The organism is Paraburkholderia sp. BR14374, from assembly GCF_040948685.1.
Classification (GTDB): Bacteria; Pseudomonadota; Gammaproteobacteria; order Burkholderiales; family Burkholderiaceae; genus Paraburkholderia; species Paraburkholderia youngii.
Map to the genome: position 1 here is coordinate 45,343 of NZ_JBFPKF010000015.1, position 16,071 is coordinate 61,413.

Sequence of the window (16,071 nt, forward strand, 5' to 3'; positions counted from 1 at the left end):
AGGGAGGTGTTTCGTCTACAACCGTCGGAAGATTCTGAAATGTGGGAGAGCGTTGAACGATGTCGAGGCGAGCGCCGCTGCATGCCGATGCCCGCTGCAGGATTGCATCAATCCTCGCAGGGTTCAGAATCGAATCCCGCCTTGGCCAAGCCTTCCGTGAAGACGGCAAGATTTTCGTCGCGCCGGATCGGCATCCAGTCGGTCAAGTTGCCGAGGCGCAAGTCGGGAATCAGCTCGCGTAAGCGAATCGCAGCTCGTCGAGCTTCCGCTGGTTTGCCGAGCCAGGCCTGACTCGCGGCGAGCGTTGCGTAGGCCAGGCCGAAACTCGGCAAATCCCGGATGGCTTTCTCGGCCCACAGAGCGGCTTCGACGAAGTTGTCCATGAACAAATGCGCCGCCGACAAGCCGAACTGCATCCGATAACGCTCTGGATCCAACGGGCTCAATTGCATCGCATGGGCAAATTGCCTGATCGCTTGTTCAGTTTCGCCATGCCACAAGCGGAGAAATGCGCCGAGAAACCACGCGGCGGCAAGATTGGGATTCAATTCGAGCGCCCGATCCAGCAAGGCGATACCTTCAGGCAGGTCGCCGGCCAGATGCGATAGCGCATGACCGCTGCGCGCGAGAGCGACGGCGTCGTACTTGCCCAACTCCACGGCACGACGCGCCCACTGGGAGCCTTCCGCCATTTCTCTTGGGCGATCGTGCATCCAGCCATTGACCTTGCGCCAGCAATGACACCAGGCCGCCATCGCGTACGCCGATGCAAGCTCAGGGTCGCACGCAAATGCGCGCTGAAATAACGGCAACGCTTCGTCGATCGCTTCGCGGCTGCCTCGATGAAGCTGCGCCATGCCACGCAGGTAGTAGTCGTACGCACGCAGACTTTCGGTCGGTTTGAACCGCGCGCGAGCGATCTCGGCCTGTTCGACCTGCGGCGCAATCGCGCCGACCACACTGTCGGCGATCTGGTCCTGGAACTCGAAAATATTGTCGAGCACGCCTTCGAAGCGGCCAGCCCAATGGGTCGCGCCGGTGCCCGCATCGACGAGCTGGCCGGTGATGCGAACGCGGCCCTGTGCCTGCCGCCAACTGCCTTCGAGCACATAGCGCACGCCGAGCTCTCGCCCGATCTGCTTCACATCCACGTTGCGATGCTTGTAAGTGAAGCTCGAGTTGCGCGCGACGACGAACAACCAGCGGTATCGCGACAGCGCGGTGATGACGTCCTCGATCACACCGTCGGCCAGGTAGTCCTGCTCCGCGTCACCGCTGAGATTGACGAAAGGCAGGACGGCGATGGAAGGCTTGCTGGACTGCGCCGCATCCGGCGATGACGTCTCGGTTGGCGTCGATGTCTTCTCGCTGGCCTGATCCGATGCCGGATGTTCGATGACGTCGGCGACAAACCGGAATCCCTTGCGCGCCACGGTTTTGATCACCCGCTGCTGCTGACCGTCATCGCCAACCGCGCTGCGCGCGGCGTTCACGTGGCTGGCCATGGTGGATTCGGAAATCACGCGTCCGTCCCACACCGCATCGATCAACTCATCCCGGCCCACGACCCGGTTGCGATGGCTCGCCAGATAAACCAGTAGATCGAACACTTTCGGCGTCGTGGCGACCGCCTGGGAAGCGCGGCGCAGGTCGCGACGCTCCAGGTCCAGCGTGCAATCAGCGAAAACCCACTGCATTGGGGACTCCAGGACGAGAAAGCCGCCAGGTATGCGCTACCCGGCGCGCTGATGAAGCGGATGGAGGAATTTTGGACGGAAATACAAGGCGCAGACAAAGCGGCGCCGGCGGCTGGAAATGATACTGCACCCATCGGATCAAGCAGCAAGCGCTTCGTCAACCGAACCGGAGGGAGTGGGACATGAAAGTGGTCGTCATTGGTGGCAGCGGACTGATCGGCTCGAACGTGGTGCGGCGGCTTCGCCGCGATGGTCACGACGTGGTGGCAGCATCCAGGTCGACCGGGGTGGACCTGATGACGGGCGACGGGTTGGCGAAAGCGCTCGAAGGCGCGCATGTCGTCGTCGATGTCGCCAACGCGCCGTCCTTCGAGGACGAGGCCGTGATGAGCTTCTTCCAGACGGCGGGCCGCAACCTGTTGGCCGCTGAACACGCGGCGGGCGTCGAGCACCATCTTGCTCTGTCCGTCGTGGGCACCGAACGCCTGCAGCAAAGCGGGTATTTTCGCGCCAAGGCTGCGCAGGAGACGCTGGTCAAGGCGTCGCCCGTCCCGTACACGCTGCTGCGTGCCACCCAGTTCTTCGAATTCGTCGGCGGCATCATCGAGGCCAGCGCCCAGCGAGGCGAGGTGCGCCTTTCGCCCGCGCTGATCCAGCCGGTCGCCGCCGACGACGTCTGCGCAGTGCTCGCCGATCTTGCGGCGGGGATGCCGCTGAACGACATGACCGAATTCGCCGGTCCGGACCGCTTCCCACTCGACGAACTCGCCCGCAAGTTCCTCGCCGCGCACAACGATCCACGCACGGTGATCGCCGATGTCCACGCTCGCTATTTCGGCGCAGAGCTGGACGACCGCACCCTGGTCGCCGGCGGCGGTCATCGCATCGGCCCGACGCGCTTCCACACCTGGCTCAGCCGCTCCGTCGCGAAGGACTGAACCGCATTCCCGCAACGTTTCTCCTTTCTCCAACCGCACCAAGGACATGCCATGACCCAACGCATCGACTACCAGCAGCAATCCCCGGAACTGTTCAAGAAGTTCGTCGAGTTCAGCCTCGTGCTCAAGAAGTCCGCAATCGAGGAAACCATCCGCCATCTCGTCGACATCCGCGCGTCGCAGCTCAACGGCTGCTCGTTCTGCGTCGACATGCACGTGAAGGAGGCCACGATCCATGACGAGCGTCCGTTGCGCCTTCATCACGTGGCCGTGTGGCGCGAGTCCAATCTGTTCACGCCGCGCGAGCGTGCCGCTCTAGCCTGGACCGAGGCGCTGACCCAGATTTCGCCGCTGGGTGTGAGCGATGAAATCTACGATCGCGTGCGAACCCAGTTCTCGGAGAAGGAGTTGTCCGACCTGACCTTCCAGGTGATGTCGATCAACGCGTGGAATCGGGTCAACATCGGCTTTCGCATCCCGCCGGGCATCTACGACAAAGCCTTTGGCGTGGACAAGTCGGGCCTCGCCTGAGCGACACGCAACGGAGCACCGTCATGCATATTTCCAGATGGCTGATCGCATCGCTGCTGCTCGCAGCGGGCGCCGCACACGCGCACGAGCCGCCGCAAGCGCAAGTTACGCCGCTGATGACCAGGGCGCTGGAAGACTATCCGGGCAAGGAAGTCACGGTGCTCTCGGTCGAGTATCCGCCCGGCAGTGCGGACCCGGTACATCGGCATGATGCACACGGCTTCATCTATGTGCTGGAAGGCTCGATCGTGATGGGCGTGCGCGGCGGCCAGACCGTCACGCTGAAGCCGGGCCAGACCTTCTACGAAGGGCCGAACGACGTACACACGGTTGGGCGCAATGTCAGCAAGACCAAGCCGGCCAAATTCCTGGTTTTTCTGCTGAAGGATGCCGGCGCACCGATACTGACGCCGGCGAATTAACTGGCTCGGTGATATTCGCGCAACGGCTTCAGGCGAGAGCAGCGGCTCGGCGAAATGCCGAACCGCTGCTTTCTTCGCTTACGCAGCGAAGTCGGTCGATGAAGACAGTTGTTTCCACGCTTCCGTTTCCTAGCCCGGCGATGATCGCATTGGTCGACGCGGGGTTGTGGTTCAGTTGCATGGCCTTGCGGCGAACCGCACCCGAGGTTTCGTCGTAATCGTCGATGGCTCGCCGGGGTGACTCGAAGCGGCCGCGCGGCACAACGGCGGTATCATGGGCACATCTTCGCAAGTGCGAGCCGCTCGGTGCGGCTCCTTCTGATCATGATTTCATCTGTTTCCTCATCCTTATTGCGCCGCGCGGCGGTCGTGGTCTTCGTGTTCGGCGCGCTGGCCGCGTGCCAGAAAAACGACGCTTCGGCCGGCCAGGTCGCGGGCAAGCTCAACGACGCCGCGCAGCTTGCCGGTCAGAAGCTCGATCAGGCCGCGAGCTACGTCGGCCAACAGGTCACCGCGACCAAGGACGCCGCGCAGCAGAACCTCGACTCGGCCTCCGCGCCGTCGATCAGGATCGACCCGGCCGCGCTCGCGTCGAGCGCGCAGGCCAACCTGCAGAATGCGGCAAGCGCGGCCAACGCGCAGCTCGGCAGGGCCGCGTCGATCACGGGCCAGGGCCTCGAAACGGCGGGGCGCAAGCTGCAGGCGTGGTCGGCGCAGAATGCGAGCTCGTCGGCGTCGTCGAGCGCATCGACCGAGTCCGCCGACGCGCAGAAGCAGATGGACAAATGATCCGCGCGGTTCGATCCGGCTTTCGCCGTTTGACTTTAGAGGGATATGTAATTACGATGGTTACACATTGTCGTTGCGGGACGGATCTACCGTGAACACGAGTAGCCGGTTTGCCTTTGCCGTGCATGTGCTCGCATTGCTGTCGTTACAGGGCGGCGTGCCGTTGTCGTCGGAGATGATCGCGGGCAGCGTGAACACGAATCCCGCGCTGATCCGCCGGCTTCTCGCCATGCTCTCGGCGGCCGGCCTCACCACGTCGCAGATGGGAGCCGGTGGCGGCGCGTTGCTCGCACGGCGGCCGGAACAAATCGCGCTGCTAGACGTGTATCGCGCAGTGGAGGACGCGCCGTTGTTCGCGTTGCATCGCGAGGAGCCGAATCCTGCGTGCATGGTGGGGCGCAATATCCAGAGCGTGTTGAGCGGGATCATCGACGAAGCGCAGCAGGCGATGGAAGCGGCGCTGGCCGCGCGCACGCTCGCCGATGCGACCGCCGACGTGGTCCGCTCTGAGAAGCATCGCGAGCGCAAGCGCCGGGCTTGACGGTGACTAACCAATGAACGGGGTGACAGCCCCGCTTTTTTTCTCGTTATATGTAACTATAAGTGTTACATATAAGACAACCTGAGGAGTACGCTGATATGAGCAAGCAACTGAAGATCGCCTTGTTTGGCGCGACCGGCATGATCGGCTCGCGGATTGCCGCGGAAGCCGCGCGTCGCGGGCATCAGGTGACGGCACTGGTGCGCGATCCGGCGCGCGTGCCGGCCGGCGTCGCGAATCTGCATGCGGTGCAGGCCGATCTGCTCGATGCCGCGAGCGTCGGCGCGGCGGTGCGCGGTCAGGACGTGGTCGCGAGCGCGTATGCGCCGCCGCAAGGCGATCTCGCCACGCTGACGCAGGCCACGCGCGCGCTGGTCGAAGGGGTGCGCGCGGCGGGGTTGAAGCGCGTCGTCGTGGTAGGCGGCGCGGGCTCGCTCGAAGTCGCGCCGGGCAAGCAATTGGTCGACACCGACAGTTTTCCGCCCGCGTACAAGGGCATCGCGCTCGCGCATCGCGACGCCTTGGACTACTACCGCAGCGTGACCGATCTCGACTGGACGTTCTTCGCGCCGGCCGCGCTGATCGCGCCGGGCGAGCGCACCGGCAAGTTCCGCACGGGCGCGAACACGCTGATCGCGGATGCGGACGGCAACAGCCGCATTTCGGCCGAAGACTACGCGATCGCGTTCGTCGACGAACTGGAGCAGGGCCGCTTCGTCCGCCAGATCGCGACGGTCGCGTACTGACGATCGGCGCATCGAATTCGCCCGCCGCGCAAGCGTACTAACATTCGGCTAAGCGACTATCAATAAAATCAAGTACTTAGCGCTGTGTGGTAAGTGCGTGGGAGCATACCACATGCTCCCGCCACCGGTCATACTCAGCTTTCGTCCGGGCCTGTCCAGTACTCTCCGCTAGCCAGCTTCTCGCCGGCCTCCTTTAGCTTGCCCTGGTTGCTCTTGATATAGCGCTTGAGTGCGTCCCGTACGACCTCCGCTGTCGGCGTCCCTGTGATCGTCTGGAGGAGGGCGAGCTTATCCAAATCCGATACCTCTACCCGGACGTTGAGCGAGCGGGCCGGGGCTTTCTGCGGTCTACCTCTTGGCATGTTGGTAACCCTCTGTGTTGATAGCGCCCCGATTGTAGCGAATTTCTATAGTTATGACTATGAATATTACTATGACTTTTCTGTCTAAGGTTGGCGAATAAACATAGTCATCTTTACGGTTAATATTCGTCTCACGCGGGGTTCGCAGGCAACCAGCGCACCGACCACTCTGACTAGCGTTACTAATCCAACAAGGTAGACCAAATGCATAAGACGCTTTATATCGACGTTCCCGGCATCAACGGCCACACCGCACACCGGCAAGTAGTAGCAACGCTCACGTTGTACGGGTTTGAGGTTACGCAGGCGTTTACGGTGCAACGCAGGAACAAGGCACGAGTCAAGGTTATGGCGCGTCACTGCGCTAACGACCATGAGAGGGCGGCGGGGTACGTAGCGCGCACGCTACCAACCGGGACGCGCGTAGGGATAGACCACCGCAACCCACTAGCCCAATGACCCTGAGAGGCCCGCCGCAGAGCGGGTCTTTCTATTTGTAGTCAAAGTTTTTTAGCTGCGTGGAATTTCACCACGGCACCCATAGACGCTTAGCGCCTTTGCGGTTGAGGCTTGGGTAATCGCTATTGGATTTTTGCCATTCGAGAAACCCGCGCCGAATTTGCGCTTGTCGTAGCCGGTACTCGCCCTTAGTACTAGCCCGCTCAAAGTCCGTCTCTTCGTCCTTTTCTTGGTCGCATCCGCTCTCAAGCTCGTACTTTCGCCAGTTATGCCGGATGCGCGCGTTACCGTCCTTATCCGAGACGTAGCTTGAATCCTCAAGCATCCCGTTCGGCAACGTTAGCGGGTGCAGTTCGCGGTACGTAGCGCGCTTAATCAGCCGGTCTATCGTTACCTGTGAAACGCCGTACACCCCTGCCAGCACAACCGACCCAAACAGGGGACTGCGCGGAATGTGGATCGCACGAATAACCAAAACTTGCTGTGCGGTCAGCTTGCGTTCGTTCGTGATTTCGAAGGGTTCATTCATGACTGCCGTGTCCGCACAACCGAGGAGACACCAATATAACACGGTAACCCTTATCCAATAAGGGATTCAGCGATATTTTTGTAGTTGCTGGGAGACAAGGAGAGAAGGGCCGCGTGGAATTCCTACCCCACAGTCCCAGAGAGCCGAGGCACCGCGCAACTTGTCCCGTATCCCTTCCCACAGAGGAGGTACGAGAGGCTGTGCATATCCTCTCAGCTTTCCCACTCATCAAATGCGATAGATAGCCAACGGGCCTGTCTGTCGTTTCTATCGTAATACATTCAACCAAAATCAATAGGACTACATATGACTAAGCAATACGCAGACCGCGTTGTAACTATTCGCCTTTCGTCAGATACCCACCGTGCTATGCGTCTCCTCGCTGCACGTAACGATATGACCGTCTCAAGCCTGTTCCGCGCGCAAGCGGAGGCGATGACCAAGGAGATTGCGGGCAACACCGTAGAGGGTCGCTATATCTCGTCTGCTGTAACCAAGTAAGGAATCAACCCCGTGTTTAAGTTTTTCAAAAAGGAGACCTCTAAGGCTATGAATATCGACACCCAAAACATTGTCGCTACCGCTCAAGGTATCAAACAGCAAAGCTACCAACTGAACGCCATTGAGAACGCGAGCCAGTACGATAGCCGTACGGTAAATCGCATTATCTCTATCTGGCGTGACAACAACGCTCAAGCTCTCGCATATAGCATTGTGCATGAGTTGAGCCTTGTCGCGGTTCCTTGTAACTCTCAGTGTCAGGCGAAAGTCATTGAGGACACGGACGCTACGGTTGCGAGCCCCGCAACCGTCAAACCCACGCTTAACACGGTTAGTACCGCTAAGCCAAAAGAGAAGGGGCCGGTAGACGGCAGCGGGACCAAATCGAGCCGGACTTTGTTGAAACCGTTTTACTACAAATATTGAGGAATTCAGATATGAACGGATTTAAGGCGGCCGCAATCAGGGCGCGCGTGATTACCACCGAAACCGTAATTAAAAACAAGCGGGCCGAAATTGAACGGATCAAGCGGGAAATTGAGAGCCTTGAACGTGAAGTGGCCGAGCTTAATAAGGCGTATGACGCACCATAAGTACACGTTCAAGATTAGCCGCGCTGCTATCAACCGCTTAAGGCAACTGCGCGACGAGACAGGCGAGACACTACGTAATGAGTTTAGGCGGCTTGCTTGGCGTCTGCCGGTTGTGGTGGGTGAGGGGGGATCGTTAGCCAAGCGGATAGACGGCTCGAACCGTGCCGTAGCCGCGACAGCCCTAGACACAATGTTGGTCATTCGCTCGGCAAGCAAATCGTAATGACGCTCTTGCCGAGCTTGGCGCGCGTATATCGCGTTCCAGGATGCGTCTTGTTCCTCGTCCGACTCATACAGTGCGGTGCGTTGGGCCTCCTCGTGCTCGTCCCGTTTCCTTAGGTAATCCTCGTCGGCTGGAGACAGGGGGCGTACCTCGCGCGGTGCGGGAGGTGTGGCGGGTGCATGTGCAGCCTGGGCGAATAGCTCGTCAACCTCAACGTCAACCCTCCGACAGCGTACGCGGGCCTCTGACGGGTCGGCGGTATTGAGAGCGCGGACTATCTCGGTCTTGCCCTCCAAGGCCGCTACGAGGGCCTTAGGGACTCTGCGGCGGTAGTAGTAGCGTGCGCCTTTGCGGATCAAATGTTCCATATTTTTCTCTTACGCGCCTATACCGCGTGGTATAGCCAAGTAACACGAGGGAAGCCCGAAAACCCCGAAATACCGTGCCAGCCTTGCCCCTCAACGATTATATGACTTTCCCATGTGGGAAGCGCGATACATTCGGTTACGCATGTTCGGGCGCGCCGGGCGTAACTGCGGCTACACTGGCGTCTGCCGTTTTCTCACGGATTGCCATGCAGTCATGCCCGTCGCGGCGTGAGTCCGAGGCTGCGCCGTCTGGCGGCGGGCAGCAGCCAGCGATTCTCACCGCCCCTCATCTCTCCTCCGATCACGCCGCTCGCGGCACTGCCAGCGGCGACGCCCAGCCGCGCGCGAGCGCATATGTGCTGGGTTGGTTGACCGCGCTCGTGTGCGCCACGCTGATTCTGTGCCTCGGCGCGCTGCCGCGCATCGCGCAGGCCGCCGGCCCCGCGGTCGGCGGCGGCACGCCGGTGATCCCGGCATTGCAGAGCCTGATCAACAGCGCGACGGTGAACGCGACGCCCGCGTCCGCGGCCTCGGGTGCGTCGGCGCCCGAGGCGGCGTCGGCGCCGTCGCCCGCGAGCCAGGCGGAGCTTGCGCGCTCGCTCGACAGCGTGATCGCCACGCTCGACAACGACCGCCAGCGCAGCGCACTCGTCGCCCAGCTGAAGAAGCTGCGCGACGTATCGGAAAGCGCCGCGCACACCGTCGGCCCGCCCGCGCCGACGGCCGTGCAACCTAGCCCGGGCCTGCTCGGCGCGATCGCATCGGGCATCGCGTCGTTCGAATCCGACGTGCATCAGGGCCGCACGCCAGTGCGCTACTGGAGCGGGCGCGTGACTGCTGCCGGCAATGAGCTGTACACGATCGTCTCCGGCCAGGGGCGCGAGGGTCTCGGCTCGATCCTGCTGGCGATGCTGGGGATGCTGGCCGGCTGGGGCGCCTGTGCCGGCGCGCTGATCTATCTGCAGCATCGGCTGCACCGGCGCTTCGGCGTCGAGCTGGTGCTGCGGCCCAATCCCACCACGCGCGAGCTGCTGATCTTCGCGTTGCGCCGCGTCGGTCCGTGGATCATCGCGTTCATCGCGGCGCTGCTGTTCATGCGCGCGATGCCCGATGCGCTCGGCCGCACGCTCGGCATGGTGGTCGCGTATGCGATCGTCGCGGGAGCGGTGTTTTCCGCGATCTGCCTCATCATGTTCTCGCTGTTCGGCTCGGGCCACCGGCGCGTCGCGGTGCGATTGCTGATCGATCATGCGCGCCGCGTGCTGTTCGTGATCGGCGTGTGCGGTGCGCTCGGCGACGCGGCCGTCAATTACGACGTCGAGCATCAGATCGGCACCAACCTCGCCGCGCTGATTTCGACCGCGGCCAACATGACGGCCGCCGTGCTGACCGGCTATTTCGCGCTCGCTTTCCGCCGGCCGGTCGCGCACCTGATCCGCAACCGGCCGTACGAGCAGCGCAACGACCACAGGGCCGCAACCGATGCGTTCGAGGTGCTGGCCGCGATGTGGCACGTGCCGGTGCTGGTGCTGGCGGCCGCCTCGGTGGTCGCGACGCTGGGCGGCTCAGGCTCCAGCGAAAACGTGCTGCAGATCTCGATCGTGACCGCGCTGCTGCTGGTGCTGGCGTTTTTCCTGTCGGCGATCGTGCTGCGCATGACGCGCCCGCGCAGCGCCCGCGCGCGGCGCCGCTCGCCGTATCTGACGCGCCTGTTGCGCTTTTGCGGCACCTTGCTGACCTTGTTCATCTGGCTGTTTTTCTTCGAATTGGCCGCGCGTCTGTGGGACGTGTCGCTGGCCGAGGTGATAGAGAGGAACGTGGCGGCGCGCGGTATCGCGCATGCGATGACGGCGATCGTCGCCACCGTTTTTATCGCGTGGCTGCTGTGGATTCTGGTCGACACCGCGATCACCGAAACGCTCAATCCGGGCAGCCCGCGCAACAAGGCGCGCAGCCCGAGCACGCGCGCCCGCACGATGCTGCCGCTGGTGCGCAACGTGTTGCTAGTGTCGATCATGACGATCGGCGGCATCGTCACCGCCGCGAACCTCGGCATCAACGTGACGCCGCTGCTCGCCGGCGCGGGCGTGATCGGTCTGGCGATCGGTTTCGGCGCGCAGTCGCTGGTGACCGACCTGATCACCGGGCTCTTCATCATCATTGAGGACACGATCTCGGTCGGCGATTGGATCGACGTCGATGGCGGCCATGCGGGCACGGTCGAACATCTGTCTATCCGCACCGTGAGGCTGCGCGACGGGCAGGGCGCGATCCACGCGATTCCGTTCTCGCAGATCAAGATCGTGAAGAACCTGTCGCGCGATTTCGCGTATGCGGTGTTCGAGGTGCGCATGTCGTTCTCGACTGATGTCGACGAGATCACGCAGCTGATCCGCGAAGTCGGCGCGGAGCTGATGGCCGACTTCCGCTACCGCCGCGAGATGCTCGGGCCGATCGAGGTGTGGGGTCTCGACCGCTTCGATCCGAACTGGATGGTCGTCAAAGGGCAGATCAAGACGCGGCCGCTGCAACAATGGAGCGTCGCGCGGGCGTTCAATTTGCGGCTCAAGCGCAAGATGGACGAGGCGGGCATCGAGATTCCGGTCGCGCAGATGCGGGTGTACACGTCGTCGAAGGATAGCGAGGGCGAGCCGTTGCGCGATGATGAGATGACCGGGTTCGTCGCGCCTGTGGATGCGGGTGCCGACGCGCACCAGCGGGCGCGCGACGGCGCGCACGGCAAAGACCGTCAAAGGGCGCATGAACCCGCGCGCGAACGAACCCGCGAAGCGGCGCACGAGCATCTGCGCGAAGCGGAGTATGAAGTGGGCGCCGTCGGCCCGTCGGCGCGCGCATCGACAAATGTGCCCCTTGCGCCCGCGCGTGACGTGTCGCACGAACCGCGTCCGGCGCCGCCGCCGACCGGACAGACCGCGCCGATTCCGCCGCAAATTCCGACGGCTGGCGATGTCGGTGGGAAGAGCTGAGGCGGGGGTTTGTTGGGGACCGTGCTAGGACGGTCGCGTGCTTGTGTGCTCGCATGACTTCTTAGTCGCGCGAACGCGTCACATCACATCACGTCACGTGTCGTCGTGACGTGCAACCGTTGTGAAGCCATCTCCGCGGCGTCGGCCGTGCGCACGATGTCGTTCACGTGCGTGCCGATCCGCGCGCCTTCGACGCCGTAGATATGCAGCGACACCGCCGGCGCATCACTGCTGTTGCCGAGCCGATGAATCGCGGCACGGCCGCCGCGCACGTACGACACCGCGCCGCGTTTGCGTGTCTGAATGCGCAGCGCACTCGCGCATTGCTGCGCGTCGTCCCATTCGAAGACCGTTTCGCTCAGCTTGCCCTCGACCACCGCGTAACCGCACCACGTGTGATGCGCATGCACGGGGCTCGCCTGGTTGGGCTGCCAGACCAGCGCGGCGATCGCATAGCGGCCTTGCGGATCGGCGACGAGCAGATGGCGCCGATAGGTGTCGGCGGAGCCTTCGCGTTGTATCGGTGCAAGCAGCGCCGGATCGGCGGCCGCCTCGGCGAGCGCGAGCCGCATGCTGCGCGCGAAGAACGTCGAATGCGACGGTTCCGGAAATTTCGCGCAGGCTTCGAACATCGCCTCGAGCGTGTCGCACAGGCGCACGAGCGGTGCGCGCTTCAAATCGCGCAGCGGGTTCGTAGATAACGCGGCCGCTTCGAGTCGGGCCGGGTCCGGCAGCGACTTCAGGTAGTCGGGAAGATGCTCGAAAGCGGTGGCGCGAAGGTCGTCGCTCATGGTGGTGATGCAGCGCGCGCGCTGCTGGTTGGCAATTTTCGGTATCGATATTTATACCGGTTTGCCCGGAGAAAGAGTTTCCATATAATTCCCTCGACCAACAGAAAAGTAGAATAATTTCCTATCAGGGGTGGGGGTATGGGTATGGATATCATCGATCGGAAGCTGCTCGAATTGCTGCAGGAGGACGCGACGATGCCGATCGCCGAACTCGCGCAGCGCGTGAATCTGTCACAGACACCTTGCTGGAAGCGGCTTCAGCGCCTGAAGGAGGCGGGCGTGATTCGCGCGCAGGTGGCGCTGTGCGACGCGCGCAAGCTCGGCGTCGGAACCACGGTGTTCGTGGCGGTGCGCACGAACCAGCACACGGAGACATGGGCCGCCGCGTTCACGCAGGCGGTGCGCGATATTCCCGAAGTGGTCGAGGTCTACCGGATGAGCGGCGAGACCGACTATCTGCTGCGCGTGGTGGTCTCCGATATCGACGACTACGACCGGATCTACAAGCAGTTGATCACGGCCGTGCCGCTGTACGACGTGAGTTCGAGCTTCGCGATGGAGCAGATCAAGTATTCGACGGCGTTGCCGGTGCGTTCGTCGGCGGTAACGTGATGCTCGTGGAGCATCCGTGAGTGCCAGGAGCGCCGCTTGCTGTTTCGATAGCAAACGCGCCGCGGCGCATCCATACTGCTCCCGTCGGCTGCAAGCCGCGTGCAAGCTCACTGGGCGTAGAATGCCGCCTTCTCCGACCCATCCGCGACTGCTACGCGAACCGAGCCCGCTTCATGACCAGACCGCCGCGCAAGAAGAACCCGACCTTTGGCATCGCCGTCTTTATCGTGGTGGCGATTCTGCTCGTGATCGCAACGCTGATCTACAACGCGATCCGTCAAAAGCACGAGTTCGAGAGCCAGCCCACGCAGGTGCCGCCGGTGGCCTCGGAGGCAGCCGCGGCAGTCAACGCACTGAAACCAGCGAGCGGCGCAGCGCAATAACGCCCGCGCGCCTCGCAGCTTCACTCCTCCGGCAACCGGATGATGCTCGCGTCCTTGCGAATCTGCGCGGACGCCGCGAGCATCTGCTTGCATTGATGCGCGAGCAGCTTCGTGTCGTGCACCGCATCGGCCGTATAGTCCGGCGATTTCTCCGTGTTGACGACCATCGCATCGAGTTCGCGACTCATCAATTTGATCTGCTCGCTCTGCTCGGCGGGCAACGCGGTGCCTGCTTCGGCGGCGCTCAGGTTGTCGCGCACGAGGCTCAATGCGCGCTGCAGCGGCTGTAGCGAGATGTCCTCGACCTGTTGCTGCTGTTGCGCGGAGGTGCGCAGCAGCGGCGCGGCGGCCGTGATCTGCGACGCGAGCACGTGGCTGCGCACCAGCAGACCGTTCAACTCCGGCACGAACTTCTGCGCGGACTTCGGTTCGAGCATCATGCGCTGGAACGCCTGGCCGAGATTCGCGAACGCGACGTGAACGTTCTTGCGCGCGAGCCGGTAGCGGTAATCGCGGTCGAGCGCGGTCGCCGCCGCGGCAGCGGCGGCCGATGCGCCGCTTGCCGGGCGCGCGGTCGGATTGCGGATCGTGGTGGTGCCTTGGGCTGCGTCGCCCGCGTTCGCCTCGGCAGCAGCGTCGGCGACCGGCTGTGCACGGCTCGCGCGCTCCGCGCGGCGCGCACCGGCGCCACTCTCCACTTCGGCTTCGGCTCCAGCGACAGCGAGCGCCGGCCCGCCAAAGCCGAGCGCCGGGTCCGCCATCGCGGCCGCCGGCGCACGCGCGCCCGCTTCGGTCACGGCCGCGACCACCGCGGCGGCCGGCTTGCCGCTCCACCACCAGCTCGCTTCGAGATACTGCCGCGTCGCGCTGATCATGTTGTTGACGAGCTTGCCCATCAAGCGGTACTCCCAGTAAGGGAACAGGTGGCTCGCCGCGATCGCGATCGCGCAGCCGACCACGGTGTCGATCGCGCGCTCGCCGATGATGCGCAGGCTGCCCGGCGCAAGCAGATGGAACAGCAGCAGTACATACGACGACGTGAACACGACGCTCGCCGTGTAGTTGAACAGCAGCAGGCTGTAGCTCATCACCATCGACGCGAACATCACGACCATCAGGATGTGCGGCTCCTTCACGAAGATGATCAGCGCGATGCTCGCCGCGCAGCCGATCAGCGTGCCGATGATCCGCTGCCCGTTGCGCTGCTTGGTCAGCGAGTAGCCGGGCTTCAGGATGATGACGGTGGTCATCACGATCCAGTACGCGTTGGTCAGCGGCAGCAGGCGGCCGAGCCAGAAGCCCACGGCGACCGCGATCGTCACGCGCAATGCATGGCGAAAGCTCGGCGAGGCCATGGTCAGATTCGAGAAGATCTGCCCGAACGGCACGCGCCGACTCGTCACGAAGCGGCTCAGCGCCTGATCGATGCGCAGTTCCGTTTCGGTCGGGCTCGGCTCGGTGGTGAGGCTGCGGCGCATCTTGTCGATCAGCCGCGTGGCGCTCCAGATGCGGCGGAAATTCGACGACACCGCCGAATATGCCTCCGGGTTCTGGGTCGGCAGTTCCTGCTTGCGCATCAGCTCGATTTCATACTCGATCGCGCGCAACTCGGCCTTCACGTTCACGCGCTTGCGCGGCGCCTGGTTCTGCAGCACCGCGAGGCCGATCTCCTCGAGATCTTCGGCAGCCTTGCGGATCAGATCGCGATAGAACACCAGCAGGTCGGAGCCGCCGAACGTGCTGCGCACGAGCGTGTAATCGGTTTGCGCGCCGACGAACAGCTCGTGCAGATCGACGGTATTGATGAACAGGTTGTACAGCATCGCGCGGCGTGGTTCGAGCTTGCCGCGTTTGAGCCTGGGCAGGTTGCGCAGCACGATGTCGCGCGCGGCCTCCTGGCGATCGACCGCGGAGATCTGCTTGTCGACGAGGTTGCGGTAGCACTCGTCGAGGTCGTTGTCGAGATCGTAGAACGCGGCGCGCGCAAGCAGATAGTCCGCGCATGCGAACACGCTTTCGGCGAGCGCCTGCTGCTCGATCCGATGCACCATCCAGCGGCTCACGAGGGTCGACCAATACGTGTACCAGAGGCCGCCGAGCAGTATCCACGACGCATTGACGAGCGCCTGCAGCGGCGTGAAGTGCTCCTCCAGCGTCATGATCATCATGAACAGCGTCGCGAAGCTGATCTGCGGCCAGCGGTTGCCGTACACGACGATCAGCGACAGCACGAACGTAAGCGGCACGACCGTACACCACAGCGCGATCGGATTGACGGTGGCGAGGCCGGTGGCGAGCGCGGACAGAAAGCCGATCACCGAGCAGGCCAGCATCTCGTTGTGCTTGTACTTGAGCGGGCCCGGCATGTCGACGACGCAGGCGCCGAGCGCGCCGGTCGCGATCGTGAAGCCGAGTTCACGATTGTGAAACACGATCAGGCACAGGATGGCCGGCAACGACACGCCGACCGCGATGCGCAGGCCGCCATAAAAGTACTGGCTATAAAGGAATTTTCTTATTTCGACCGAATAGCGCATCGACTACCTGAATCCATTCATCGAGAAAACCGCAGTTGGAAAAACAGCGCGAAACTGCCGTC

The 16,071-nt window shown here is 62.9% G+C and carries 16 protein-coding genes and 1 pseudogene; 12 read left to right on the top strand and 5 right to left on the bottom strand.

Annotated features, from left to right (window positions below):
- Positions 1–107: 107 nt before the first annotated feature.
- The gene (locus AB3X86_RS27555) at positions 108–1,697 is read right to left on the bottom strand and encodes a winged helix-turn-helix domain-containing tetratricopeptide repeat protein (protein WP_368598458.1); all 1,590 of its coding nucleotides are present in this window, start codon (positions 1,695–1,697) and stop codon (positions 108–110) included.
- A gap of 182 nt (positions 1,698–1,879) precedes the next feature.
- Between AB3X86_RS27555 and AB3X86_RS27560 the strand changes: the two genes are divergently transcribed.
- From AB3X86_RS27560 to AB3X86_RS27585, 6 genes are all read left to right on the top strand, one after another.
- Positions 1,880–2,635 carry an SDR family oxidoreductase gene (locus tag AB3X86_RS27560; protein ID WP_368598459.1) on the top strand — a complete coding sequence of 252 codons (756 nt, stop codon included), beginning with the start codon at positions 1,880–1,882 and terminating at the stop codon, positions 2,633–2,635.
- 51 nt (positions 2,636–2,686) lie between these two features.
- A complete protein-coding gene (locus AB3X86_RS27565) occupies positions 2,687–3,166 on the top strand; it encodes a carboxymuconolactone decarboxylase family protein (protein WP_018432277.1) in 480 nt (159 codons plus the stop codon).
- 23 nt (positions 3,167–3,189) lie between these two features.
- Positions 3,190–3,588 carry a cupin domain-containing protein gene (locus AB3X86_RS27570; protein ID WP_368598460.1) on the top strand — a complete coding sequence of 133 codons (399 nt, stop codon included), beginning with the start codon at positions 3,190–3,192 and terminating at the stop codon, positions 3,586–3,588.
- Positions 3,589–3,912: 324 nt separating this feature from the next.
- Positions 3,913–4,377, top strand: a complete 465-nt coding sequence (locus AB3X86_RS27575) for a hypothetical protein (protein ID WP_176120057.1) — start codon at positions 3,913–3,915, stop codon at positions 4,375–4,377.
- 91 nt (positions 4,378–4,468) lie between these two features.
- Positions 4,469–4,918: an Rrf2 family transcriptional regulator gene (locus AB3X86_RS27580; protein WP_368598461.1), complete on the top strand. Its 450-nt coding sequence runs from the start codon at positions 4,469–4,471 to the stop codon at positions 4,916–4,918.
- Between the two features lie 98 nt (positions 4,919–5,016).
- The gene (locus tag AB3X86_RS27585; protein ID WP_368598462.1) at positions 5,017–5,664 is read left to right on the top strand and encodes an NAD(P)-dependent oxidoreductase; all 648 of its coding nucleotides are present in this window, start codon (positions 5,017–5,019) and stop codon (positions 5,662–5,664) included.
- A gap of 888 nt (positions 5,665–6,552) precedes the next feature.
- Here the strand turns inward: AB3X86_RS27585 and AB3X86_RS27590 are convergent.
- Positions 6,553–7,014, bottom strand: coding sequence for a hypothetical protein (locus AB3X86_RS27590; protein ID WP_368598463.1), 462 nt, complete (start codon positions 7,012–7,014; stop codon positions 6,553–6,555).
- Positions 7,015–7,320: 306 nt separating this feature from the next.
- On the opposite strand from AB3X86_RS27590, the gene AB3X86_RS27595 reads away from it, so the two are divergent.
- The 3 genes from AB3X86_RS27595 to AB3X86_RS27605 are packed head-to-tail and all read left to right on the top strand — an operon-like array spanning position 7,321 to position 8,108.
- Entirely contained in the window at positions 7,321–7,515 is a 195-nt protein-coding gene (locus AB3X86_RS27595) for a hypothetical protein (protein WP_368598464.1), read from the top strand.
- Between the two features lie 48 nt (positions 7,516–7,563).
- The gene (locus tag AB3X86_RS27600) at positions 7,564–7,941 is read left to right on the top strand and encodes a hypothetical protein (RefSeq protein ID WP_368598465.1); all 378 of its coding nucleotides are present in this window, start codon (positions 7,564–7,566) and stop codon (positions 7,939–7,941) included.
- An 11-nt stretch (positions 7,942–7,952) separates the two neighbouring features.
- A complete protein-coding gene (locus AB3X86_RS27605) occupies positions 7,953–8,108 on the top strand; it encodes a hypothetical protein (RefSeq protein WP_368598544.1) in 156 nt (51 codons plus the stop codon).
- A 420-nt stretch (positions 8,109–8,528) separates the two neighbouring features.
- Here AB3X86_RS27605 and AB3X86_RS27610 read toward each other — a convergent pair.
- Positions 8,529–8,699 (bottom strand): annotated as a pseudogene (locus tag AB3X86_RS27610) (DUF6538 domain-containing protein); the annotation flags it as partial.
- A gap of 206 nt (positions 8,700–8,905) precedes the next feature.
- On the opposite strand from AB3X86_RS27610, the gene AB3X86_RS27615 reads away from it, so the two are divergent.
- Positions 8,906–11,686, top strand: a complete 2,781-nt coding sequence (locus AB3X86_RS27615; RefSeq protein ID WP_368598466.1) for a mechanosensitive ion channel family protein — start codon at positions 8,906–8,908, stop codon at positions 11,684–11,686.
- Positions 11,687–11,769: 83 nt separating this feature from the next.
- Here the strand turns inward: AB3X86_RS27615 and AB3X86_RS27620 are convergent, their stop codons facing one another.
- Complete coding sequence (locus AB3X86_RS27620) at positions 11,770–12,477, bottom strand: cysteine dioxygenase (protein ID WP_368598467.1); 708 nt, start codon at positions 12,475–12,477, stop codon at positions 11,770–11,772.
- Positions 12,478–12,615: 138 nt separating this feature from the next.
- On the opposite strand from AB3X86_RS27620, the gene AB3X86_RS27625 reads away from it, so the two are divergent.
- Both AB3X86_RS27625 and AB3X86_RS27630 read left to right on the top strand, forming a co-directional pair.
- On the top strand, positions 12,616–13,089 hold the full coding sequence (locus tag AB3X86_RS27625; protein ID WP_368598468.1) for an Lrp/AsnC family transcriptional regulator: 474 nt from the start codon (positions 12,616–12,618) through the stop codon (positions 13,087–13,089).
- Positions 13,090–13,262: 173 nt separating this feature from the next.
- Positions 13,263–13,472 (top strand): hypothetical protein, encoded by a 210-nt coding sequence (locus AB3X86_RS27630; protein WP_176108931.1) that lies wholly within the window; start codon positions 13,263–13,265, stop codon positions 13,470–13,472.
- Between the two features lie 20 nt (positions 13,473–13,492).
- Here the strand turns inward: AB3X86_RS27630 and AB3X86_RS27635 are convergent, their stop codons facing one another.
- Entirely contained in the window at positions 13,493–16,009 is a 2,517-nt protein-coding gene (locus tag AB3X86_RS27635; RefSeq protein ID WP_368598469.1) for an FUSC family membrane protein, read from the bottom strand.
- Positions 16,010–16,071: the final 62 nt, after the last annotated feature.

Excerpts from the sequence above, each read along its gene's own strand:
- AB3X86_RS27555 (WP_368598458.1), bottom strand. The coding sequence starts at position 1,697 with ATGCAGTGGGTTTTCGCTGATTGCACGCTGGACCTGGAGCGTCGCGAC.
- AB3X86_RS27560 (WP_368598459.1), top strand. The coding sequence starts at position 1,880 with ATGAAAGTGGTCGTCATTGGTGGCAGCGGACTGATCGGCTCGAACGTG.
- AB3X86_RS27565 (WP_018432277.1), top strand. The coding sequence starts at position 2,687 with ATGACCCAACGCATCGACTACCAGCAGCAATCCCCGGAACTGTTCAAG.
- AB3X86_RS27570 (WP_368598460.1), top strand. The coding sequence starts at position 3,190 with ATGCATATTTCCAGATGGCTGATCGCATCGCTGCTGCTCGCAGCGGGC.
- AB3X86_RS27575 (WP_176120057.1), top strand. The coding sequence starts at position 3,913 with ATGATTTCATCTGTTTCCTCATCCTTATTGCGCCGCGCGGCGGTCGTG.
- AB3X86_RS27585 (WP_368598462.1), top strand. The coding sequence starts at position 5,017 with ATGAGCAAGCAACTGAAGATCGCCTTGTTTGGCGCGACCGGCATGATC.
- AB3X86_RS27590 (WP_368598463.1), bottom strand. The coding sequence starts at position 7,014 with ATGAATGAACCCTTCGAAATCACGAACGAACGCAAGCTGACCGCACAG.
- AB3X86_RS27595 (WP_368598464.1), top strand. The coding sequence starts at position 7,321 with ATGACTAAGCAATACGCAGACCGCGTTGTAACTATTCGCCTTTCGTCA.
- AB3X86_RS27600 (WP_368598465.1), top strand. The coding sequence starts at position 7,564 with ATGAATATCGACACCCAAAACATTGTCGCTACCGCTCAAGGTATCAAA.
- AB3X86_RS27605 (WP_368598544.1), top strand. The coding sequence starts at position 7,953 with ATGAACGGATTTAAGGCGGCCGCAATCAGGGCGCGCGTGATTACCACC.
- AB3X86_RS27615 (WP_368598466.1), top strand. The coding sequence starts at position 8,906 with ATGCAGTCATGCCCGTCGCGGCGTGAGTCCGAGGCTGCGCCGTCTGGC.
- AB3X86_RS27620 (WP_368598467.1), bottom strand. The coding sequence starts at position 12,477 with ATGAGCGACGACCTTCGCGCCACCGCTTTCGAGCATCTTCCCGACTAC.
- AB3X86_RS27625 (WP_368598468.1), top strand. The coding sequence starts at position 12,616 with ATGGGTATGGATATCATCGATCGGAAGCTGCTCGAATTGCTGCAGGAG.
- AB3X86_RS27630 (WP_176108931.1), top strand. The coding sequence starts at position 13,263 with ATGACCAGACCGCCGCGCAAGAAGAACCCGACCTTTGGCATCGCCGTC.
- AB3X86_RS27635 (WP_368598469.1), bottom strand. The coding sequence starts at position 16,009 with ATGCGCTATTCGGTCGAAATAAGAAAATTCCTTTATAGCCAGTACTTT.